This window comes from Sinorhizobium saheli (genome assembly GCF_001651875.1).
GTDB lineage: Bacteria > Pseudomonadota > Alphaproteobacteria > Rhizobiales > Rhizobiaceae > Sinorhizobium > Sinorhizobium saheli.
This window is the reverse complement of record NZ_LNQB01000078.1, coordinates 1-21,005: the sequence shown is the minus strand read 5'-3', so window position 1 is coordinate 21,005 and position 21,005 is coordinate 1. Positions and strand designations below refer to the sequence as shown.

The following is a 21,005-nucleotide window of genomic DNA, read 5'->3' as shown; positions in this document are numbered from 1 at the left end:
CATGCCCCCTTGGATCGACTTCGATCCAAGGACAAGACATGCACAATTTCAAAGGGCTACAGCGCCTTTACGCGCCCGATATGGCGCACGGCGCTGTAGGTCGGCGATTGAAGGCAATGGACATGACATCGAACGACAGACAGCCTCCGGAGCACGGCGCGACGATCGGGCAGGCACCCGTGGTCGACCTTCCGAGCGTGCGGCGGTTGGAAGCCGTGGGCTTTCGCGCCTGGCCGGCGGCTTCGGTGCACTATGACGGCAGCTGGCTGATCCGGCTCACCGCCGGGCACCCGTCCAAGCGCCTGAACTCCGTCAATCCGCTCGATCCGTCGGACTACCGCGACATCGCCATCCGGCTGGAGAAAGCGGGCAGGCTCTTCGCCGAACAGGGCCGTGCGCTCACGGTCCGGCAGACGCCGCTGACGCCCGCGCAGATGATCGCCTATATGGATGCCGAGGGCTGGACGTCCTTCGCGGAGAGCCTGGTGCTGACGCTCGATCTGGCGGAACGCGATTTCGGCGACGGCATAGACCACCTGCCGATCAAGGACGTCGGTCGCTTCGTCGAGGCGCGCATCGGGATTGGCAAGGAGGCGCCGGAAAGCAAGCCGGCGCTGACCGAAATCATCAACGCTATCAAGCCCGAATGCGGCCTGTTCCTGTTCGAGGACCGCCGGCTCGGGCCGACGGCGGTGTCGCTCGTCGTCCACGACAACGATCTCGCCGGCATCATGCAGTTCGCCGTCGCCGAACGGGTGCGCCGGCAGGGAATCGGCGTGGCGCTGCTGGAGGCGTCGCTCCGCTGGGCACGCCTGCGCGGCGCGAAAAAGGCCTGGCTGCAGGTGGAAGCCGCAAACGAGGCGGCGGTCGCGCTTTATCGCAAGGCCGGGTTCACCGAGGTCTATCGCTATCTCTATCGAATGCCGAAGGTTTGATGGCAATGCAGGGAAAGAAGATCGTGCTGGTCGCCGCCTGCGCCCTCGTCGATTCCGACGGGCGCATCCTTCTGGCGCAGCGCCCGGAAGGAAAGGCGCTCGCGGGATTGTGGGAGTTCCCCGGCGGCAAGGTCGAGGCCGGGGAGACGCCGGAGGAGACGCTGATCCGTGAACTCGATGAGGAGCTCGGCATCCGCACCAAGGCCGCCTGCCTTGCGCCGCTGACCTTCGCGAGCCACAGCTACGACAGTTTCCACCTGCTGATGCCGCTCTACGTCTGCCGCCGTTACGAAGGCTTCGCCGAGGGACGCGAGGGCCAGGCGATCAAATGGGTGCGCCCGAAGGCGCTGCGCGACTATCCGATGCCGCCGGCCGACGAGCCGCTGATCCCGTTCCTCATGGATCTGCTCTAGACGACGACATTCCGCGGGGGCGATTTCTCCGGGACCGGCGGAACGCCCGCTTCCGGCCTTCAATACCCTGTAAATTCGAAGATTCATTAATCAAACGTTTATCACCCTCGGACAGAATGGAGCCTATCAGTTTCGGCGCTTTCGATCTCGATGGCGCCGTTTCGGGCAGGTGGGCCGGTCGAAGCTTGGGAAGGGTGCTTTCGCTCGCTGCTCTATGCGTGTTTCATGAGGCTGGGATGGTGGACGAGGATTTCTGGAGGACGGTTCAGGACAAGGATCTGGTGACGAGCCAGTCCCGCCGGACAGGCGTGCTCAATCTGTCGCTGCTGTTCGGAACGGCGGTGATCGCGTTGACGCTGATCCTGACGCCGATGCTGTCTTCGAAGAAGGACAAGCGGATGCTGGCGAACACGCCGATCGATTACGACAACATTTCGACCGGCTCGATTCCTTCGGGCGGCACGGCCAAGCGCTACACCGTGCGCCGCAGCGTGCTGCAGGAGATGCCGGGCGCCGTCTGCATCATCGATGCCGACGGCAGCAAGAGCGGGTGCTGAGCGGAACCAAGCGCCCCTGAGGCACTGACGTCTTCTGCTCCTAAGTCAGGGACACCCGCAGTGCGGGCGCTGGAGGACGAATGGACGTGCTGAGAAGTCTGCTTTGCAACCGTGAAGGCGCCACCGCCGTGGAATACGGTCTAATCGCGGCAGTGATCACCGTTGCGCTGCTCGTGGGCTTCCAGAATGCCTCAAATGCCCTGCTCGACGTCCTGACCTTCATCTCGGAAACGATCGAGGGCGCCTGGGTCTGAACGACTACATGTCTCCTTGAATCGACCTCGATCTTGAGCATCTTGCAGTCAGGTGAAAACACCTGACGTCGCACAAATGCGGCAAAAACAAGCAGATAGAGCGGCGGTGCGAACGCATGTGAGCGCATCCGGCTCTAAGGACAAAGGCATGCAGCGATACAAAGTGCGCCAGCGACCTTTGCGTTCGATAAGATGCGCGGTGCTGGAGGTGCCGAGGCGAGGGTCAAGTCACGATCGATTGCCGGGGTCCTTCAGGGGGTGTTCCTTCACGCCGAGCGCATCCGACAATCTCTGCTTCGCCGAACCGGGCTTGAGCGGCTTCTGCTGGCTCTCGTGCGGCGCCCATCCCGAAACATAGATGACCGAGAAGGTGGCGCGGACGCGGCCGTCCGGATCGGAAAAGCGCTCGGCGTAGATCTCGGCGGCCCTGAGGAAGAAGTGCTTCGGCATCGGCTTGCGATTGCGCGAGGCGAGCGGGTTGGTCATGCCCATCGCCCGCAGGTCCCTGACCAGGCCGAAGAGCGAATCGTAGCGCACCGTATAGGTCTCGGCATCCGCCACCGGCAGGGCAAAGCCCGCCCGCTGCAGGAGCGCGCCGATGTCGCGCACGTCGGCAAAGGGGATCACCCTCGGGCTCGCGCCGCCCGTGAGCTCCGCTTCGGCGGCGAGAAGCGCCTCGCGAAGCTCCTGCAGCGTGCCGCTGCCGGGAATGGCAGCGAGGAACAGTCCGTCGGGCTTCAGGGCCCGGCGCGCCTGGATGAAGATGCCCGGCGTGTCGTTGGTGAGGTGCAGCGACAGCGGCGAGACGATGAGATTGAGAGACTGCGGTTCAGCAGGGATGCTCTCGAGCGGCGCCGTCGTAACCGGGCTGTCGGCCGAGCCGAAGGTTTCGTCCGTCTCGACGCGCTCGATGGTTCCGACCTTGCCGGTTTCGGCGAGCAAGCGCGCGGTGATGCCGGTATAGCCGTGCAGTTCCATTGCGCTGTCGAAGTGCCGTTCGACGACGCCGACGCGATCGGCCAGTTCCTGCGCGACGATGTCGAGCAGAAAGGTCGCCTTCCTGTCTCCACGGCGAAGCGCGCGGCGGCGATGCGCCTCGACGAGGCTCTGGTCAAAGATGATTTCCACGATACTCTCTCCGGAATCGTCGATGTGAGAGAGACCCGGACGCGGGCAAAGTCAACCTTATGGAACCAGAGGAACCGAGAAATAGCATCTGGCTCCGGTCGATCGGGCGCTGGGCGGCGCTCGTCGGCCGGCTTGGGGCCGAAGCGCTCGACATCGTTTTTCCACCCGTCTGTTGCGGCTGCGGCCGGCTGACGGCCGGCGCGCGCGCTGTCTGCCCCGCCTGCTGGGCCGGCATGCGGCTGATCGAACGTCCCTATTGCGAGGTGCTGGGTTCGCCCTTCGCTTTTGACCCGGGCGCGGGTGCCGTTTCGCCCGAGGCGATCGCCGATCCGCCGGCCTTCGACCGGCTGCGCTCCGTCGCGGTTCACGAGGGCATCGCCCGCGATCTCGTGCATGGCCTGAAATACCGCGACCGCACCGATCTCGCCCCCATGATGGCCGAATGGATGGTGCGCGCCAGCGAGGGTGCCGTGACGGCCGCAGACATGATCGTGCCCGTTCCGCTGCATGCGTTCCGCCTCTGGCGGCGAAAGTTCAACCAGGCCGCGGAACTCGCTCGCTTCATCGCGGAACTGTCGGCAAGGCCCTATCGCCCGGACGCGCTTCGCCGCGTCAAGCGCACGAGCCGCCAGGTCGGCCTCGGCGCCAGGGCACGCGAGGAGAACGTGCGCGGCGCCTTTGCCGTTCCCGCGGGTGCCAGGCAAGACCTCGCCGGGAAACGCATCGTCCTGGTCGATGACGTCTACACGACCGGTGCAACGGTCGCGGCCGCGACGCGCGCGCTCAAGCGGGCGGGGGCGGCAGACGTCACGGTTTTGACCTTTGCAAGAGCCCTGTCCGGTCCTATATGACAAAAAACGTCCGGCAAGGTGGCCGGTGAAGGAGCAAATTGGAGAGCATGGCTTCGGTCGTCATCTATACGCGTCAGCTCTGCGGCTATTGCACGAGAGCGAAAAGACTTCTGGAAAGCAAGGGCGTCGACTTCATCGAGCATGACGCCACCTATGATCCGGCGCTTCGCCAGGAGATGGTCGAAAGGTCCAAGGGCGGCAGGACCTTCCCGCAAATCATCATCAATGACGTTCCCGTCGGTGGCTGCGACGATCTGCATGCGCTCGATCGTGCCGGCAAGCTCGACCAGTTGCTTGCTGCCTGACGCCGGATGAAGCGGGGGGCCGGCCTTCGATGGCCTGCCTATCGGACAGCGTTGCATGATGCGGGCCGGGTCGTTCGATCCGAAGGTTTTGTGCGGGAGAAAAGAGCGATGACGTTCAAGGCTGCTGCCGTCCAGATGTGCTCCGGCGTCGATCCGGCGAGGAACGCGGAGACGATGGCTCGGTTGGTGCGCGAGGCGGCCTCGCAGGGCGCGACCTACATCCAGACGCCGGAAATGACCGGCGCGGTCCAGCGCGACCGGGCAGGGCTGCGCGCGATATTGCAGGACGAGGCGGGCGACCTCATCCTCCGGGAGGCCGCGCGACTTGCCGGCGAACTCGGCATCTATCTGCATGTCGGCTCGACGCCGATCGCGCTTGCCGACGGCAAGATCGCCAACCGCGGCGTCCTGTTCGGACCGGATGGCGGCAAGATCTGCGACTACGACAAGATCCATATGTTCGATGTGGACCTCGAGAACGGCGAAAGCTGGCGGGAAAGTGCCGCCTATCGCCCGGGCGACACGGCCCGGACAGCCGACCTTCCCTTCGGCAAGCTCGGCTTTGCCATCTGCTACGATGTCCGGTTTCCCGAGCTTTTCCGCCAGCAGGCGGTGGCCGGAGCGGAAATCATGTCGGTGCCGGCGGCGTTCACGCGGCAGACCGGCGAGGCGCATTGGGAGATCCTGCTGCGCGCCCGGGCCATCGAAAACGGCCTTTTCGTCATTGCCGCCGCGCAGGCCGGCAAGCACGAGGATGGCCGCGAGACCTTCGGCCACTCGATAATCATCGACCCCTGGGGCAGGGTGCTGGCCGCGGCCGGTCCGACCGGCGAAGGGCTCGTCATCGCTGAAATCGATGTGGCGGCTGTGCATGCGGCTCGGGCGAAGATCCCCAATCTCCGGAACGCCCGCAGTTTTGTCCTCGATGAAGTGGTCCCGGCTGGGAAAGGAGGCGTTGCAGCTTGATCCGCTACAATCTCTCCTGTGACAAGGGCCACGGCTTCGAAGGCTGGTTTTCCTCGAGCAATGATTTCGACGGGCAGGTCGAAAGAGGCCTGATCGCCTGTCCCACCTGCGGGTCCGCTTCCGTCAGCAAGCAATTGATGGTGCCGGCCGTCGCGACCGCGCGCAAGAAGGAGGCGCGGCAGGCGCTGGTGATGGACCAGGCGCAGAAGGAAACGATCGCCAGGCTGCGTGAACTGGTGAAATCGATCCGCGAGAACGCGGAGGATGTCGGCGAGCGCTTTCCGGAAGAGGCACGCAAGATCCATTACGGCGAGGCCGAGCAGCGCGGCCTGATCGGCAAGGCGACAGCGGACGAGGCGGTTGCGCTGCTCGAGGAAGGCATCGAGATCGCGCCGCTGCCGGTGCTCCCGGACGACACCAATTGAGAAGCGCGTCCGGCCGGACGTATCTCGGGCCTTACTCCACTATTTTCCAGTAGGAGTCCTTGCGGATCACCTTGTCGCCGCGGAACGTGTAGAAGTCGCAACCGCGGACCTCCACTCTCGTCCCCTGGCGGGTCGTGCCCGTGAGAGTCCATTTCGAGATGCCGGTGCCGGCAGCGGGGTCCACGAAATGCTCGTCGTCACCGTAGTGGACGTCCGGCAAGCCTTCAAAGCGTTTCGCCAGCGCGTCCCGCACCTCCTGCTTGCCCTCGAAACGAGAACCCCAAGGGTTGCTTCCCCGGGGCATCTCCAGGACACAATCGTCGGCAAAGAACGCCATGACGCGATCGAGATCGTGCGCGTTGAAGGCCTCGCAGAGCGCTTTCAGTGTCGACCGGATATCCATTCGCCCGCCTCCGTCCAGGGGGCCTATTCTCTCACAGCGGCCGCCTGGCGACGATCATGTAGTTGACGTCCATGTCCCGCGACAGGTTCCACTGATTGGCGAGCGGATTGAAGAAGACGCCGGTGCGGTCGGTCACTTCCAGGCCGCTCGCCTGAAGCGGCTTCTCCAATTCCTCCGGGCGGACCAGCTTGTCGTATTGATGCGTGCCGCGCGGCAGCCAGCGCAGTACGTTTTCCGCGGCGAAGATCGCCAGCGCCGCGGCTTTGAGCGTACGGTTTATCGTCGCCACGAACATCAGCCCGCCCGGTCGCACCATGTGGGCGCAGGTCGTCATGAAGAAGTCGACATCGGCGACATGTTCGACGACTTCCATGTTGAGGACGATGTCGAAGCTCTCGCCGGCCTCGGCGAGCGCCTCCGCCGTGACAGCGCGATAGTCGACGCTGACGCCGCTGCCGGCCGCATGCGTCCTGGCGATGCCGATGTTCCTTTCGGAAGCGTCCGCCCCGAGCACGTCCGCGCCCATGCGTGCCATGGGCTCCGAGAGCAGACCGCCGCCGCAGCCGATATCGAGCAGCCGCAAGCCTTTGAGCGGCTGCGGGCTCCTGGGGTCGCGGCCGAAATGCTCCGAAGCCTTGTCGCGGATATAGGCGAGGCGCACCGGATTGAACTTGTGCAGCGGGCGGAACTTGCCGGTCGGATCCCACCACTCGGCGGCCATCGCCGAAAAGCGGTCAACCTCGCTCTGGTCGATCGTCGTGCGTGCCGTCTCGCTCATCGGAGCCTCCTTAGCCCTTTCGTCCAGCGGATGAGGTGCGCCCATGCGGGACCTTCACCGTTCCCGTCGTGAAGTCGGACGATAGGGCGCCGATGTCAAGGGTTGCAAGACCTGCTGTGCCCCCGTTCAGGCGTCCGCAGGTTGATAATGGAGGATGACGACGCCGGATTTAAGCGGCCGGACATGGGTGAGGTTGAGCTTGGTGCGCTCTGGGATATTCTGGAAAAGCGGCATGCCCTTGCCGAGGAGCACCGGATTGATGCCGATGCGATATTCGTCGACCAATCCCTTTGCCGTCAGCGTGGCGGCGAAGTCGGCGCTGCCGAAGATGAAGATCGTCCCGCCCTCGCGCTGCTTCAGGCGCTCCACTTCGGCGACGGCATCGCCGGTAACGAGCGTCGTGTTGTTCCACTCTGCGCCTGTGAGCGTCCTCGAAAAGACGAACTTCTCGACGCCGTTCATGAAAGTCGCGATCTCTCCCTCGGCCGAGGGCCAGTAGGCCGCCATCATCTCATATGTCACGCGGCCGAAGAGCAGCGTGCCGGCATCGCGCTGCGTCTCGCCGATATAGGCGGCGAGCTCCTCCTCGAAGACGAACCAGCTGATGTCATGGCCCGGCGCCTCGAAGAAACCATCGACACTGACCATGTCCCACATGATGACTTTGCGCATTGCTCTCCTCCCTTCGGACGGTGTTGCAGTTCCGCCATGACGATCAGAATGCCAAATCTGCTTTCGATTTACAAGTGGTTTCAATTCGAAATCATTGAATGTGGCCGGACGAGCGGATTCATGCTATCGATCGCGCCGCGGATGGGCAGGCTCGGGGAAATGGCGATGGCACATGATCGACTGGGCTGGGCGGTGGAGGTGCTTTCGCCCAGGCAATCCGAGCACATTCTCGAGATCGGCTGCGGACATGGGGTCGCCGCCGGGTTGGTTTGCGACCGCCTCGTCGATGGCCGCCTCATCGCGATCGATCGCTCGGCGGCGATGATCGAGGCGGCGCGGCGGCGAAACGCCGATCATGTCGCGTCCGGCCGGGCGGAGTTCCGCGTCGCGGAGCTTGCAGGGCTCGAACTCGCCAGCGCCTGCTTCGACAAGGCTTTCGCCGTGCGGGTCGGCGTCTTTGCGCGCAGCGATCCCGCGAGCGAACTTGCGACTCTTCGCCAGCACCTGTCGCCGGCAGGCCGGCTGTTTCTCTTTCACGACGAGCCGTCGCGCTCGGCAGCCGAGATCCTGTTGCGGCTCGAATCGGGCTTAGGCAGCAGCGGGTGGGGGGTGGAGGCGAGGCTGGTCGGAGCGGTCGAGGGCTGCGAGGTCGCCTGCCTGATCGCCCGGCCGCCGGATTGACGGCCATTGCACGCCGCCCCCTGATCCGCTAAGAGACGCCGCGACTTTCCGCGCCCGAAGCGACCGATGTCCGAGAAGTCTCTCAAAGCTTTTTGATCGTCAGGCGCCGGTCGGTGCGTATCTTGTCCCGCGCGGCGGCGCAAACTTGTTGGTACGGTAGAGGCGAAATGGCACGCATCGTGATGAAATTCGGCGGGACTTCCGTCGCAGATTTGAACCGCATCCACAATGTCGCCCGCCATGTGAAACGCGAAGTCGACGCCGGCCACGAAGTGGCGGTCGTCGTCTCGGCCATGTCCGGCAAGACCAACGAGCTCGTCGGCTGGGTCGAGAACATGCCGAAGGTCGCCGGTTCGAGCGCGCCCTTCTACGATGCGCGCGAATATGACGCCGTGGTCGCCTCCGGCGAGCAGGTCACCTCCGGCCTGCTGGCGATCGCGCTGCAGTCGATGGGCATCAACGCCCGCTCCTGGCAGGGCTGGCAGCTCCCGATCAAGACCGACAACGCCCATGGCGCGGCCCGCATCCTCGACATCGATGGCGCCGACATCATCCGCCGCATGGGCGAGGGGCAGGTGGCGGTCGTCGCCGGCTTCCAGGGCCTCGGTCCCGACAACCGCCTCGCCACCCTCGGCCGCGGCGGCTCGGATACCTCCGCCGTCGCCATCGCCGCCGCCGTCAAGGCCGACCGCTGCGATATCTACACCGACGTCGACGGCGTCTACACGACCGACCCGCGCATCGAGCCGAAGGCGCGGCGATTGAAAAAGATCGCCTTCGAGGAAATGCTGGAAATGGCCTCCCTCGGCGCCAAGGTGCTGCAGGTTCGCTCGGTCGAGCTCGCCATGGTGCACAAGGTGCGCACGTTCGTGCGCTCGTCTTTCGAGGATCCCGATGCGCCGGGCATGGGTGACCTTCTGAACCCGCCCGGAACGCTGATTTGTGATGAGGATGAGATCGTGGAACAGGAAGTCGTAACCGGCATCGCCTATGCCAAGGATGAAGCCCAGATCTCGCTGCGCCGCCTGGCCGACCGGCCGGGCGTCTCCGCCGCGATCTTCGGGCCGCTCGCCGAGGCGCACATCAACGTCGACATGATCGTGCAGAACATCTCGGAGGACGGCTCCAAGACCGACATGACCTTCACCGTGCCTTCCGGCGACGTCAGCAAGGCGCTGAAGGTGCTCTCCGAAAACAAGGAGAAGATCGGCTACGACGTCGCCCAGTCGGAATCGGGGCTCGTCAAGGTATCGGTCATCGGCATCGGTATGCGCAGCCACGCCGGCGTTGCCGCCTCCGCCTTCCGCGCGCTCGCCGAGAAGGGCATCAACATCAAGGCGATCACCACCTCCGAGATCAAGATTTCCATCCTGATCGACGGCCCTTACGCCGAATTGGCGGTTCGCACTTTGCATTCCGCCTACGGTCTGGATAAGAGTTGAACAGAGGCATTCGACGGGGATTCGCGACCCTGCGGCGCCCGCGCGTCCCGCGCGCAGAGGTTGCCCGCAGCGCTTTGAACTGCTGCATGATTTTTGCCCTTGAATCGATTCCGGTTTAAGGAGTCATGCAGTGAAGGTGGTGACGTCCCCGTCATTCGCCGTCGTTATTCTTATTCAGGAGACCCCACGCGATGAGAGACCTTTCCGCGGGTCCACGCGTTCTCCTCAAGCGGTTGCGCGAATTGATGGCGGAACCGCTCGAGCCGCAGGAGCGCCTTGACCGGATCGTGCGCCAGATCGCGCAGAACATGGTCGCGGAAGTGTGCTCGGTCTATGTGCTGCGTTCCGACGGCGTGCTCGAACTCTACGCCACCGAGGGTCTGAACAAGACCGCCGTGCACCTGGCCCAATTGAAGATGGGACAGGGTCTCGTCGGCACCATTGCCGCTTCGGCGCGGCCGCTCAATCTTTCCGACGCGCAGTCGCACCCGGCCTTCACCTACCTGCCGGAAACGGGCGAAGAGATCTACCACTCCTTCCTCGGCGTGCCGATTCTGCGCACCGGCCGCGCGCTCGGCGTTCTCGTCGTGCAGAACAAGGCGATGCGCAATTATCGCGAGGACGAGGTCGAGGCGCTCGAGACGACCGCCATGGTGCTCGCCGAGATGGTCGCGACCGGCGAACTGAAGAAGATCACCAAGCCCGGTCTCGAACTCGATCTGTCACGGCCGGTGACGATCGAGGGCAACAGCTACGGCGAGGGCATCGGTCTCGGCTATGTGGTGCTGCACGAGCCGAGGATCGTCGTCACCAATCTGCTCAACGAAGATACCGAGCAGGAGCTGCAGCGCCTCGCGGAGGCGCTCGGATCGCTTCGCATCTCGATCGACGACATGCTGTCGCGCCGCGACGTGTCGATGGAGGGCGAGCACCGCGCGGTGCTCGAGACCTATCGCATGTTCGCCCATGACCGCGGCTGGGTGAGGAAGCTCGAGGAGGCGATCCGCAACGGCCTGACGGCTGAAGCGGCGGTCGAGCGGGTGCAGAGCGAGACCAAGGCGCGGATGATGCGCCTGACCGATCCTTATCTGCGCGAGCGGATGCACGACTTCGACGACCTCGCCAACCGGCTCCTGCGCCAGCTTTCCGGCTACGGCGCCAAGCTGTCGGCCGCCGATTTCCCGGGCGATGCGATCATCGTCGCGCGCGCCATGGGCGCCGCCGAGCTCCTCGACTATCCGCGTGAAAATATCCGCGGCCTCGTCCTTGAAGAGGGCGCGGTGACGAGCCATGTCGTGATCGTCGCGCGCGCCATGGGCATTCCGGTGGTCGGCCAGGCGGCGGGCGCGGTGGCGCTTGCCGAAAACCGCGACGCGATCATCGTCGACGGCGACGACGCCAAGGTGCACCTGCGTCCGGTGTCCGACCTGCAGCGCGCTTACGAGGAAAAGGTTCGTTTCCGTGCGCGCCGGCAGGCGCAGTTCCGCGCCCTCAAGGACGTCGAGCCGCTGACGAAGGACGGAACGCGCATCACGTTGCTGATGAATGCCGGCCTGCTGGTCGATCTGCCGCATCTCAACGAGGCGGGCGCCGAGGGCATCGGCCTCTTCCGCACCGAGCTGCAGTTCATGATCGCCTCCACCATGCCGAAGGCGGAAGAGCAGGAAGCCTTCTACCGCAACGTCATGAAGCAAACGGGCGGCAAGCCGGTGACCTTCCGCACCCTCGACATCGGCGGCGACAAGGTCGTTCCCTATTTCCGCGCGGCGGAGGAGGAAAATCCTGCGCTCGGCTGGCGCGCCATCCGGCTGTCGCTCGACCGGCCGGGGCTCCTGCGCACCCAGCTGAGGGCGATGCTCCGGGCGACCGCCGGCGCCGAACTCAAGCTGATGCTGCCGATGGTGACGGAGGTCGCGGAGCTCAAGATCGCCCGCGGTCTCCTGCAGAAGGAGATCGAGCGCCAGTCGAAGCTCGGAGAGCAATTGCCGCGCAAGCTGCAGTTCGGGGCAATGTTGGAAGTGCCGGCGCTGCTGTGGCAGCTCGACGAGCTGATGCAGGAGGTGGATTTCGTTTCCGTCGGCTCGAACGACCTCTTCCAGTTCGCCATGGCGGTCGATCGTGGCAATGCCCGCGTGTCCGATCGCTTCGACGTCCTCGGCCGGCCGTTCCTCAGGATGCTGCGCGAGATCGTGCGTGCGGCCGAACGCAACGGCACGCCGCTGACGCTCTGCGGCGAGATGGCGAGCAAGCCGCTTTCGGCCATGGCGCTGCTCGGGCTCGGCTTCCGCTCGGTGTCTATGTCGCCGACGGCGGTCGGTCCGGTCAAGGCCATGCTGCTCGCGCTCGACGCCGGGAAGCTGGCCGAAGTCCTCGAGGCGGCGCTCGACGACATCAAGTCCGAGACGGCGATCCGCCAGATCCTGGTGGATTTCGCTGCGGCGAACGGCATACCGGTATAGGCTGAAAAAGAGCGCTATGGTCCTCGTCCGGATGGGATCCGGACGGGATGAACACATATGGAATGAGACCTGGTTGGGGTGAGAGTTGGCAAAGCTACCCGTTGAAAAGATGCGCGAACTGGAGCGGCGGTTCGGCGAGATCGAGGCTCGCATGTCCGCCGGCCCCTCGGCCGACGTCTATGTCAAGCTCGCCTCGGAATATTCCGAGCTGCAGCCGGTGGTGACGAAGATCCGCGCCTATCAGCAGGCTGAGCGCGAGCGCGCCGACATCGACGCCATGCTGGCCGACCGCACGACGGACAGGGAGATGCGCGACCTTGCGGAGATGGAAAGGCCCGAGGTCGAGGAGCGGATCGAAGCGCTCGAGCAGGAAATCCAGATCCTGCTCCTGCCGAAGGATGCAGCCGACGAAAAGAGCGCCATTCTCGAAATTCGCGCCGGCACGGGCGGTTCGGAAGCCGCACTCTTCGCCGGCGACCTCTTCCGCATGTACGAGCGTTACGCCGCGGGCAAGGGCTGGCGCGTCGAGGTGCTTTCGGCGAGCGAGGGCGAAGCCGGCGGCTACAAGGAAATCATCGCGACCGTATCGGGGCGCGGCGTGTTCTCGCGGCTGAAGTTCGAATCCGGCGTCCACCGGGTGCAGCGCGTTCCGGAAACCGAGGCGAGCGGCCGCATCCACACCTCGGCGGCGACCGTCGCGGTGCTGCCGGAAGCCGAGGAGATCGACATCGACATCCGCCCCGAGGACATCCGCATCGACACGATGCGCTCTTCGGGCGCCGGCGGCCAGCACGTCAATACGACCGATTCGGCCGTGCGCATCACCCATATCCCGACCGGCATCGTCGTCACGAGCTCGGAAAAGTCGCAGCACCAGAACCGCGCCAAGGCCATGCAGGTGCTGCGCTCGCGGCTCTACGACATGGAGCGCCAGCGCGCCGACAACGAGCGCTCGGCCGACCGCAGGAGCCAGGTCGGTTCCGGCGATCGCTCCGAGCGCATCCGCACCTACAATTTCCCGCAGGGCCGCATCACCGACCACCGTATCAATCTCACCCTTTACAAGCTCGACCGGATGATGGAGGGCGAGATCGACGAGGTCGTCGATGCGCTGCTCGCCGATTACCAGGCGAGCCAGCTTGCCCTTCTCGGCGAAACGCAGAACTGAACGGCGATGGCCGAAACGCTCGACAGCCTCCTTGCCGAGAGCCGCGACAGGCTGAAGGCAGCCGGCATCGAAGCGGCGGCGCTCGATGCCCGCCACCTGGTTTCCGGCCTGCTCGGCCTTTCGCTCGCGGCGCTCATGACGCGGGGAGGGGATCCCGTCAGCGAGGCGGACGCGAAGCGCATCCGCGCCGCGGTCGAACGCCGTGCGGCGCGCGAACCCGTGTATCGCATCCTCGGCGAACGCGAGTTCTTCGGGCTCAGCCTCAAGCTGTCACGAGGGACGCTGGAGCCGCGTCCGGACACCGAAGCGCTCGTCGACGCCGTGATGCCACACGCGCGGCGGATCGTTGCCCGCAAGGGCAGCTGCCGGATCATCGACCTCGGGACGGGAACCGGAGCGATTTGTCTGGCACTTCTTGCCTCGGTACTTGACGCGCGTGGGATCGGTACCGATATATCCAGAGACGCCTTGGCGACGGCAGCGGAAAACGCTCGAAGGAACGGATTGGCCGGGCGCTTCGAAACCCTGCAGAGCAAGTGGTTCGAGGCTGTGGATGGGCGGTTCGACATCATCGTCTCAAATCCGCCTTATATACGGTCCAGTGTGATTCATGAGCTTGAGCCGGAAGTGAAGGACCACGATCCGGCCGCCGCCCTTGACGGCGGGGACGACGGGCTTGATGCCTATCGCGCTATCGCTCTTCACGCTGATCGCCATCTTGAAACGGACGGCGTAATAGGCTTGGAAATCGGTTTCGACCAAAAGCAGGCGGTAACGGCGCTGTTCGAAGCGCAGGGATTTCGTTTGCTCAGCGCCATTAAGGATTTCGGCGGTAACGACCGGGTCCTTGTTTTCGAGCAGGACGTTGAACGCAGCAATGACCGTTGAAAAAATGCTGCACTCGACTTCTCTTTTCTGGAAGAGCAAAGAAAGGGCTTGGAATCTCAAGGGAAGCGGGCTAGTTTCACCCCGCGCACTGGGCAGAAGGTCATGGACCAGAGATTCGTTCCAGTATGACCTGGCCACGGGGATTGCTCTCAAAAAAGAGTTGCTAGGGTTCGACAGTGCCTTGTGCGGGTACCTGTTAATTTAACGTCAGCCGGCGCCGGGACCGCGAACAGGCGGTCTGCCGTGGCGCGTGTTTTTCTCGGGCGTGGAAAGTCGGGGCCGAGAGCGGAATCACATGATCATCATTATCAAGAGAATTCGGGTGAATGGACTATGAGGCCTGGACAGCAAAACAAGCGCGGCCGTGGGCGGAATAACAACAACGGAAACAACAACAACAACCGCAAGGGATCCAATCCCTTGACACGGACGTACGACAGCTCCGGCCCGGACGTTAAAATTCGCGGTACGGCCCAGCACATCGCCGAGAAATATGCAGCGCTTGCGCGCGATGCCCAGAGCTCCGGCGACCGCGTCATGGCCGAGAACTACCTGCAGCATGCGGAACACTACAACCGTATCATCGCGGCGGCGCAGGCGCAGATGCAGGATCGTTTCCAGCGGGAAGAGCGGCAGGATTACCAGGAGCGCGATCTTGCCGATCGCGACCAGGACGATCTCGATCAGGTCTATGCCGAGGAAGCGCCCGTTGCGCGGGCAACCGCCCCGGCGCCTGCAAGCGAGCCCCAGCCGGTTATCGACGGCTCCGGCCCGCAGCCGGTGATCGAGGGCGTGCCCGCCGAGGTCGCGATGGAGGAGGAGACGCCGGCGGTTTCGTCCGGCCGGTCGACCACCCGTCGCCGCAGCGCGAACCGTCCTCGCCGCCAGCCGCGCCGCGGCGCGCAGGAGGAGGCAGGCGCCGACGCGCAGCCGACGACTGAAACTGGTGACGGTGCACCGGTGCTCGCCGCCTCCGAATAAGGCTTCGGCCGCCCATGTCTTCGAGAAGCCCAGCCCGCTACGGCTGGGCTTTTTGCGTGCCGTGACGCAGGCTCTGCGGCGCCGCACGTCTTATCAGACGCGCAAAGGTCGCCTTTGACGAAATGCAGCGGGGGATTTCTCCGGCGCGCCTGTCGTGGGCCTTTAATTCCAGAAACTGCTGTCCCATATTCGCTTCGAGGCCTTGATCCTGCGCAATGCGGGCGCGAGGCGGGCACTGCATGAATCCCTGAAATCGCAATCGATCCAAGGCAAGTCATGCAAAGACACAAGGTGCGACAGCGACCGCTTCCGACAGGGCGCGCGGCGCTGGAGCGACGGGCTTGCCGAATGCGGGAGCCTGATCCTGAAACACCGGCCAGTGCCACGATGATGGGCTCGCCGGGCTATGGAGGTAGAGAATGAATATCGAGAAATATTCCGAGCGCGTCCGCGGTTTCCTGCAATCGGCTCAGACCTACGCGCTGGCCGAGGGGCACCAGCAGTTCACGCCGGAGCACGTTCTCAAGGTGCTGCTCGACGACGACCAGGGAATGGCCGCCTCGCTCATCGAGCGCGCCGGCGGCGATCCGCGCGAGGCGCGGGCCGGCACGGCCCAAGCGCTGGCGAAGCTTCCGAAGGTGACCGGCGGCAACACGTCCGTCTATCTGTCGCAGCCGCTTGCCAAGGTTTTCACGACCGCGGAAGAAGCGGCCAAGAAGGCCGGCGACAGCTTCGTGACCGTCGAGCGCCTGCTCCTGGCGCTGGCGATCGAAAGCTCCGCCGCCACGGCATCGATCCTCGCCAAGGCCGGCGTCACGCCAACCAAGCTCAACCAGGTGATCAACGACATCCGCAAGGGGCGCACCGCCGACAGCGCCAATGCCGAGCAGGGCTTCGATTCGCTCAAGAAATACGCGCGCGACCTGACGGCCGAGGCGCGGGAAGGCAAGCTCGATCCGGTGATCGGCCGTGACGACGAGATCCGCCGCACCATCCAGGTGCTGTCGCGCCGGACGAAGAACAATCCGGTGCTGATCGGCGAGCCGGGTGTCGGCAAGACCGCGATCGCCGAAGGCCTGGCGCTGCGCATCGTCAATGGCGACGTGCCGGAGAGCCTCAAGGACAAGCGGCTGATGGCGCTCGACATGGGCGCGCTGATAGCGGGCGCGAAGTATCGCGGCGAGTTCGAGGAGCGGCTGAAAGCCGTGCTCAACGAAGTGCGCTCGGAAGAGGGCGAGATCATCCTGTTCATCGACGAGATGCACACGCTTGTCGGCGCCGGCAAGGCGGACGGGGCGATGGATGCGTCGAACCTTCTGAAACCCGCGCTTGCCCGCGGCGAACTGCATTGCGTCGGCGCGACCACGCTCGACGAGTACCGCAAGCATGTCGAGAAGGACGCGGCCCTTGCCCGCCGGTTCCAGCCTGTGTTCGTCGAGGAGCCGACGGTCGAGGACACGATCTCGATTCTCAGGGGCCTGAAGGAAAAATATGAGCAGCACCACAAGGTGCGGATCTCCGATTCCGCGCTCGTTGCTGCGGCGACGCTTTCCAATCGCTACATCACTGACCGCTTCCTGCCGGACAAGGCGATCGACCTCATGGACGAGGCGGCGTCGCGGCTCAGGATGCAGGTCGACTCGAAGCCCGAGGAACTCGACGAGCTCGACCGGCGCGTCATCCAGCTCAAGATCGAGCGCGAGGCGCTGAAGAAGGAGACGGATGCCTCCTCCAAGGACCGTCTCGCCAAGCTGGAGCTCGATCTCTCCGCGCTCGAGGAGCAGGCGGCAGCCCTGACGGCCCGCTGGCAGGCGGAAAAGCAGAAGCTCGGCCGCGCCGCCGACCTCAAGAAACAGCTGGACGAAGCGCGCAACGAGCTCCAGATCGCGCAGCGCAAGGGTGAATTCCAGCGGGCAGGGGAGCTTGCCTATGGGGTGATCCCGAATCTCGAGAAAGAACTCGCCGAGGCGGAAAGCCAGGATGGCGCGAGTGCGAACCCGATGGTGCAGGAGGTCGTCACCCCCGACAACATCGCCCATGTGGTTTCGCGCTGGACCGGCATTCCGGTCGACAAGATGCTGGAAGGCGAGCGCGACAAGCTTCTCCGGATGGAAGACGAGCTGGCGAAATGGGTTGTCGGCCAGGGCGATGCGGTGCAGGCGGTCTCGAGAGCCGTTCGCCGCGCGCGCGCCGGGCTGCAGGATCCGAACCGGCCGATCGGCTCGTTCATCTTCCTCGGCCCCACCGGCGTCGGCAAGACCGAGCTTACCAAGGCGCTTGCCCGCTTCCTCTTCGACGACGAGACCGCGCTGATGCGCATCGACATGTCGGAATACATGGAGAAGCACTCGGTTGCACGGCTGATCGGCGCGCCTCCCGGCTATGTCGGCTACGAGGAAGGCGGCGCGCTGACCGAATCCGTCCGCCGCCGGCCCTACCAGGTCGTGCTCTTCGACGAGATCGAGAAGGCGCATCCGGATGTCTTCAACGTGCTCCTGCAGGTGCTCGACGACGGCCGCCTGACCGATGGCCAGGGCCGCACCGTCGACTTCAAGACCACGATGATCATCATGACCTCGAACCTCGGTGCGGAATATCTGGCGGGCCTCGGGGAAAACGAGGACAGCGACAAGGTGCGCGATCAGGTGATGGAGGTGGTCAGGGCCGCGTTCCGCCCGGAATTCCTGAACCGCGTCGACGAGATCATCCTGTTCCACCGGTTGCGCCGCGAGCAGATGGGGGCAATCGTCGACATCCAGCTCGAGCGGCTGCGCAAGCTTCTTGCCGAGCGCAAGATCACGCTCAAGCTCGAGGAGGAGGCACGGACCTTCCTTGCCGAGAAGGGCTACGATCCCGCTTACGGAGCACGGCCGTTGAAGCGGGCGATCCAGAAATACGTCCAGGATCCGTTGGCCGAAAAGATGCTGCAGGGCGAGTTCCCGGACGGATCGGTGATCAAGGCCATCGCCGGCTCAGATCGCTTGAACTTCAAGCGCGGCAACGGCGCGGCACAGGAAGCGGCGTAAGGCGCATACGCTCAACCTTGGCAGAAGGCCGCCCGTCGGGCGGCCTTCTCGCTTTCCGGTATGCTTGATCAGATCAATCACTGGCTCGCGGCGACCTCGCTCGCATCCTTGCCGAGGAGTTCATCGATGCGTTGGCGCTCCTTCTCGAACTGCGCCAGCGCTTCGCCGGAAAGCGACTTTCCACCCGGCAGGCGAATGCGCAGCGGATCCACCTTGTTGCCGTTGACGATCAGTTCGTAATGGAGGTGCGGCCCGGTCGAAAGGCCGGTCGTGCCGACCCAGCCGATCACCTGGCCCTGCACGACCTTGGCGCCGGGCTTCACATTCTTGGCGATCGCGCTCTGGTGGTTGTAGGAAGAGACATAGCCGTTGGCATGGCGGATCAGCGTCTGGTTGCCATAGCCGCCGGAGTCCCAGCCGGCCTTCTCGACCACGCCGTTGCCCGCGGCGATGATCGGGGTGCCGCGCGGGGCGGACCAGTCGACGCCCGTATGCATGCGCGAGAAACCGAGGATCGGGTGACGGCGCATACCGAAGCCGGAGCGGAAATGGCCGTTCGGCAGGGGGTTGCGCAGCAGGAACTGGCGGATGCTTTTGCCGTCCTTGTCGAAATAGTCGATCGAGTTGTCGTCCGGGTCCTGGAAGCGATAGAAGCGCGTTTCGGCGTCGCCGAACTTGGCATTGACGTAGAGAAGTTCCGACTCTTCCGTTGCCTGCCCGCTTTCGTCGAGGACGGAGAAAAACGCCTCGAGCGAGTCCGTCGGCTTGAGCTGGGCCTGGAAATCGACATTGCTTGCCAGCAGCTTGACGACGAGTGCGATCATGTCGTCATTCATGCCGTAGGAGAGGGCGGCACGGTAGATGCCGTCATAAACGCGCGGCAGGTCGTGGCCGCTGGTGACGACCGGCGTTCCGGTATCGTCGAAGGCGGTCGCGACCGCATCGAGTTTCGGCGGTTCGGCGCCGGGGACGAACCGGCCGCGGTCGTCGACCGCCATGGTCAGGACGTGCCGGTTGCGGGAGTAGATCGTGGCGCGGACGATCTTTGCCTCCTCGCCCTTCTGGATGATGCCGATGCGCAGCACGTCGCCGGGGCCGAGCTCCTTGGCACCGAGCGCCTCCTCCAGATATCCCGCCGCATCCTCGGCCTCCGCCTTGGCATAGCCGGCATTGATCATCGCCGTGGCGATCGGCGTCGCGCGGCGCACCGGGATGACGTCGTCGGCGTATTCCGTGCTCTGCTTGGTGATGTTCTCATAGGTCGAGACGCTCATGTTCTCCTCGACGATGCGGGCGGCAAGGCCCTGCATCAGATCGAGGCCGTCGGCGTCGGAGGCGAAGCGCTGCGGGTCGACATAGAAGAGCGAGGCGACCTGGGTGTTGCCCTCGGTCAGGACCGACCCGTTGGTGCGGACGTTTTCCTCGACCTCGTCGAGCGACATCGACGGTCCGAAGGTCAGGCCCGCGCCGTTCGGCGGAAAGTCCACCGTCTTCAGCGCAACTTCGGACTCGACGTCCGAGCCGTAGATCGTCCCGGTTCTGCCGGCCGGCGCCTCGGCCTCCGCCTCGTCCGTGGAGAAGATCGCCAGCGGATCGAAGTCGGGATAGTTCTCGGAGATCTGGTGGTTGGCCGCGAGCGCCATCTTGACGTGCACGAAGGGTTGGCGGCGGACCACCTCCTTCTCGCCATCATGGATCATCGTCGAGACTTCCATGACCGTCTTGTCGGCCGGCTTGGCGACGATATTGGGCGAGAGGATGCGGTCCCCCCGCTTGGCGGCGCCGACCGGGGTCGACGGATCGAGTGCAGCGAAGGCCTCCGCCGGGATCGCCAGCTGCTGGCGGCCGTCAAGTGCGGCGAAGAGGGCGACGCCCATCAGGAGGCTGGACGTGATGCCTGTCAGGAACGTGCCCGAGAGCCAGCGCATGGAAATCTCGCGCCGGTCCGGCGCGCGGCGGCCATCCGCAAGGATCGGCGGTTGGTCGCCGAGCGACCGCAGCATCTTCCTGTTGCTGATCATGCCAACTGGAGGTCCCCGATTGCTTTTGCCGTGTTCTTATAATCGTACTTTTCGCGAAGATGTCATGTTCCGCGCCGAAGTCAAACCGCAGCGGGGAGGAATCTTTGCCGCGATGCCCAATGACCCGGCTTAGATCGGTCGATTGTGAAGAAGTGAAGGCGAAATTGTGTTTCCACAGGCCGGAAGCACTCCGAAAAGAATCTTCGGCCCGCAAAGCCCTGCGTTTCCGGCCTTTGTCAGAAAACTGTCATTTTTTTTTGAAGAACCCTGTTGACGTGTCGGGGGAGNGTTTCCGGCCTTTGTCAGAAAACTGTCATTTTTTTTTGAAGAACCCTGTTGACGTGTCGGGGGAGGCGGGTCTATAAGCCCGATCACTGACGAGGGCGGCGGCGCTGCTGGCGACGATGTCTCTCGCTCTTGAGTTTCCTGATTGGCAGATGCTGATTGAGCGGGGCTGGAACGATTGGGTTTTGGCTTTCGCGGGAACGTTGACGGGGTTTTTCTCCGTCGGTTTTTTGACAATTGAAGATAGAGAAAGAGAAACGTGGGCGGCGGAGCTCGCGAGAGGCTCAGGCCTCTTGGAAAGAGACTTTGGCGGTCACGTTTATCAAGAGACTAACACTTTTATGTTTGGCTCGGATGCCTTTCGCCA

The 21,005-nt window shown here is 64.2% G+C and carries 21 protein-coding genes; 16 read left to right on the top strand and 5 right to left on the bottom strand.

The genetic code is table 11. From position 1 onward, the window contains the following. The first annotated feature begins 116 nt into the window (after positions 1-116). From ATB98_RS18200 to ATB98_RS18185, 4 genes are all read left to right on the top strand, one after another. On the top strand, positions 117-935 hold the full coding sequence (locus ATB98_RS18200; protein ID WP_066875973.1) for a GNAT family N-acetyltransferase: 819 nt from the start codon (positions 117-119) through the stop codon (positions 933-935). After that, positions 935-1,348, top strand: coding sequence for an 8-oxo-dGTP diphosphatase MutT (mutT, locus tag ATB98_RS18195; protein ID WP_066875970.1), 414 nt, complete (start codon positions 935-937; stop codon positions 1,346-1,348). Before ATB98_RS18200 ends, mutT begins: the two co-directional genes overlap by 1 nt. A gap of 236 nt (positions 1,349-1,584) precedes the next feature. Next, entirely contained in the window at positions 1,585-1,905 is a 321-nt protein-coding gene (locus tag ATB98_RS18190; protein ID WP_066875965.1) for a hypothetical protein, read from the top strand. A gap of 80 nt (positions 1,906-1,985) precedes the next feature. Then, the gene (locus tag ATB98_RS18185; RefSeq protein WP_066875964.1) at positions 1,986-2,159 is read left to right on the top strand and encodes a Flp family type IVb pilin; all 174 of its coding nucleotides are present in this window, start codon (positions 1,986-1,988) and stop codon (positions 2,157-2,159) included. 228 nt (positions 2,160-2,387) lie between these two features. On the opposite strand, the gene ATB98_RS18180 is transcribed toward ATB98_RS18185, so the two are convergent. After that, positions 2,388-3,287 carry a methyltransferase domain-containing protein gene (locus tag ATB98_RS18180; protein WP_066875963.1) on the bottom strand — a complete coding sequence of 300 codons (900 nt, stop codon included), beginning with the start codon at positions 3,285-3,287 and terminating at the stop codon, positions 2,388-2,390. Between the two features lie 59 nt (positions 3,288-3,346). Here ATB98_RS18180 and ATB98_RS18175 point away from each other — a divergent pair, with 59 nt between their 5' ends. The 4 genes from ATB98_RS18175 to ATB98_RS18160 all read left to right on the top strand — a co-directional run bounded on the left by ATB98_RS18175 (position 3,347) and on the right by ATB98_RS18160 (position 5,834). Continuing rightward, positions 3,347-4,138, top strand: a complete 792-nt coding sequence (locus ATB98_RS18175) for a ComF family protein (RefSeq protein WP_084435557.1) — start codon at positions 3,347-3,349, stop codon at positions 4,136-4,138. 47 nt (positions 4,139-4,185) lie between these two features. Next, complete coding sequence (gene grxC, locus ATB98_RS18170; protein ID WP_066875962.1) at positions 4,186-4,443, top strand: glutaredoxin 3; 258 nt, start codon at positions 4,186-4,188, stop codon at positions 4,441-4,443. A gap of 108 nt (positions 4,444-4,551) precedes the next feature. Beyond that, positions 4,552-5,409: a carbon-nitrogen hydrolase family protein gene (locus ATB98_RS18165; RefSeq protein ID WP_066875961.1), complete on the top strand. Its 858-nt coding sequence runs from the start codon at positions 4,552-4,554 to the stop codon at positions 5,407-5,409. Further along, positions 5,406-5,834: a DUF1178 family protein gene (locus ATB98_RS18160; protein WP_066875959.1), complete on the top strand. Its 429-nt coding sequence runs from the start codon at positions 5,406-5,408 to the stop codon at positions 5,832-5,834. Before ATB98_RS18165 ends, ATB98_RS18160 begins: the two co-directional genes overlap by 4 nt. Before the next feature lie 31 nt (positions 5,835-5,865). Here ATB98_RS18160 and ATB98_RS18155 read toward each other — a convergent pair whose 3' ends face one another. The 3 genes from ATB98_RS18155 to ATB98_RS18145 all read right to left on the bottom strand — a co-directional run bounded on the left by ATB98_RS18155 (position 5,866) and on the right by ATB98_RS18145 (position 7,687). After that, positions 5,866-6,237, bottom strand: coding sequence for a nuclear transport factor 2 family protein (locus tag ATB98_RS18155; protein WP_066875957.1), 372 nt, complete (start codon positions 6,235-6,237; stop codon positions 5,866-5,868). A 31-nt stretch (positions 6,238-6,268) separates the two neighbouring features. Beyond that, entirely contained in the window at positions 6,269-7,015 is a 747-nt protein-coding gene (ubiG, locus tag ATB98_RS18150; RefSeq protein ID WP_066875955.1) for a bifunctional 2-polyprenyl-6-hydroxyphenol methylase/3-demethylubiquinol 3-O-methyltransferase UbiG, read from the bottom strand. 126 nt (positions 7,016-7,141) lie between these two features. Further along, entirely contained in the window at positions 7,142-7,687 is a 546-nt protein-coding gene (locus ATB98_RS18145; protein WP_066875954.1) for a dihydrofolate reductase family protein, read from the bottom strand. 165 nt (positions 7,688-7,852) lie between these two features. Between ATB98_RS18145 and ATB98_RS18140 the strand changes: the two genes are divergently transcribed. From ATB98_RS18140 to clpB, 7 genes are all read left to right on the top strand, one after another. Further along, a complete protein-coding gene (locus ATB98_RS18140) occupies positions 7,853-8,368 on the top strand; it encodes a class I SAM-dependent methyltransferase (protein WP_167354095.1) in 516 nt (171 codons plus the stop codon). A gap of 167 nt (positions 8,369-8,535) precedes the next feature. Beyond that, positions 8,536-9,810 carry an aspartate kinase gene (locus tag ATB98_RS18135; protein ID WP_066875952.1) on the top strand — a complete coding sequence of 425 codons (1,275 nt, stop codon included), beginning with the start codon at positions 8,536-8,538 and terminating at the stop codon, positions 9,808-9,810. 191 nt (positions 9,811-10,001) lie between these two features. After that, positions 10,002-12,269 carry a phosphoenolpyruvate--protein phosphotransferase gene (gene ptsP, locus ATB98_RS18130; RefSeq protein WP_066875950.1) on the top strand — a complete coding sequence of 756 codons (2,268 nt, stop codon included), beginning with the start codon at positions 10,002-10,004 and terminating at the stop codon, positions 12,267-12,269. Positions 12,270-12,354: 85 nt separating this feature from the next. Beyond that, the gene (prfA, locus tag ATB98_RS18125) at positions 12,355-13,437 is read left to right on the top strand and encodes a peptide chain release factor 1 (protein ID WP_066875948.1); all 1,083 of its coding nucleotides are present in this window, start codon (positions 12,355-12,357) and stop codon (positions 13,435-13,437) included. 6 nt (positions 13,438-13,443) lie between these two features. Continuing rightward, positions 13,444-14,325 carry a peptide chain release factor N(5)-glutamine methyltransferase gene (prmC, locus tag ATB98_RS18120; protein ID WP_066875946.1) on the top strand — a complete coding sequence of 294 codons (882 nt, stop codon included), beginning with the start codon at positions 13,444-13,446 and terminating at the stop codon, positions 14,323-14,325. Between the two features lie 333 nt (positions 14,326-14,658). Next, a complete protein-coding gene (locus tag ATB98_RS18115; protein ID WP_066875941.1) occupies positions 14,659-15,306 on the top strand; it encodes a DUF4167 domain-containing protein in 648 nt (215 codons plus the stop codon). Between the two features lie 419 nt (positions 15,307-15,725). Next, positions 15,726-18,332 carry an ATP-dependent chaperone ClpB gene (gene clpB / locus ATB98_RS18110; RefSeq protein ID WP_066875940.1) on the top strand — a complete coding sequence of 869 codons (2,607 nt, stop codon included), beginning with the start codon at positions 15,726-15,728 and terminating at the stop codon, positions 18,330-18,332. Between the two features lie 77 nt (positions 18,333-18,409). Here clpB and ATB98_RS18105 read toward each other — a convergent pair whose 3' ends face one another. Beyond that, the gene (locus ATB98_RS18105) at positions 18,410-20,353 is read right to left on the bottom strand and encodes a M23 family metallopeptidase (RefSeq protein ID WP_066875939.1); all 1,944 of its coding nucleotides are present in this window, start codon (positions 20,351-20,353) and stop codon (positions 18,410-18,412) included. A gap of 404 nt (positions 20,354-20,757) precedes the next feature. Here ATB98_RS18105 and ATB98_RS29785 point away from each other — a divergent pair. Beyond that, on the top strand, positions 20,758-21,005 hold a 248-nt coding region (locus ATB98_RS29785; protein ID WP_210178135.1), incomplete at its 3' end, for a hypothetical protein.

What these genes read in the sequence shown, in the direction of transcription:
- ATB98_RS18115 (WP_066875941.1), top strand. Translation starts at nt 14,659, where the DNA reads ATGAGGCCTGGACAGCAAAACAAGCGCGGCCGTGGGCGGAATAACAAC.
- grxC (WP_066875962.1), top strand. Translation starts at nt 4,186, where the DNA reads ATGGCTTCGGTCGTCATCTATACGCGTCAGCTCTGCGGCTATTGCACG.
- ubiG (WP_066875955.1), bottom strand. Translation starts at nt 7,015, where the DNA reads ATGAGCGAGACGGCACGCACGACGATCGACCAGAGCGAGGTTGACCGC.
- ATB98_RS18135 (WP_066875952.1), top strand. Translation starts at nt 8,536, where the DNA reads ATGGCACGCATCGTGATGAAATTCGGCGGGACTTCCGTCGCAGATTTG.
- ptsP (WP_066875950.1), top strand. Translation starts at nt 10,002, where the DNA reads ATGAGAGACCTTTCCGCGGGTCCACGCGTTCTCCTCAAGCGGTTGCGC.
- ATB98_RS18175 (WP_084435557.1), top strand. Translation starts at nt 3,347, where the DNA reads ATGGAACCAGAGGAACCGAGAAATAGCATCTGGCTCCGGTCGATCGGG.
- clpB (WP_066875940.1), top strand. Translation starts at nt 15,726, where the DNA reads ATGAATATCGAGAAATATTCCGAGCGCGTCCGCGGTTTCCTGCAATCG.
- ATB98_RS18200 (WP_066875973.1), top strand. Translation starts at nt 117, where the DNA reads ATGGACATGACATCGAACGACAGACAGCCTCCGGAGCACGGCGCGACG.
- ATB98_RS18145 (WP_066875954.1), bottom strand. Translation starts at nt 7,687, where the DNA reads ATGCGCAAAGTCATCATGTGGGACATGGTCAGTGTCGATGGTTTCTTC.
- ATB98_RS18105 (WP_066875939.1), bottom strand. Translation starts at nt 20,353, where the DNA reads ATGATCAGCAACAGGAAGATGCTGCGGTCGCTCGGCGACCAACCGCCG.
- mutT (WP_066875970.1), top strand. Translation starts at nt 935, where the DNA reads ATGGCAATGCAGGGAAAGAAGATCGTGCTGGTCGCCGCCTGCGCCCTC.
- ATB98_RS18165 (WP_066875961.1), top strand. Translation starts at nt 4,552, where the DNA reads ATGACGTTCAAGGCTGCTGCCGTCCAGATGTGCTCCGGCGTCGATCCG.
- ATB98_RS18155 (WP_066875957.1), bottom strand. Translation starts at nt 6,237, where the DNA reads ATGGATATCCGGTCGACACTGAAAGCGCTCTGCGAGGCCTTCAACGCG.
- ATB98_RS18190 (WP_066875965.1), top strand. Translation starts at nt 1,585, where the DNA reads ATGGTGGACGAGGATTTCTGGAGGACGGTTCAGGACAAGGATCTGGTG.
- ATB98_RS18140 (WP_167354095.1), top strand. Translation starts at nt 7,853, where the DNA reads ATGGCACATGATCGACTGGGCTGGGCGGTGGAGGTGCTTTCGCCCAGG.
- ATB98_RS18185 (WP_066875964.1), top strand. Translation starts at nt 1,986, where the DNA reads ATGGACGTGCTGAGAAGTCTGCTTTGCAACCGTGAAGGCGCCACCGCC.
- prmC (WP_066875946.1), top strand. Translation starts at nt 13,444, where the DNA reads ATGGCCGAAACGCTCGACAGCCTCCTTGCCGAGAGCCGCGACAGGCTG.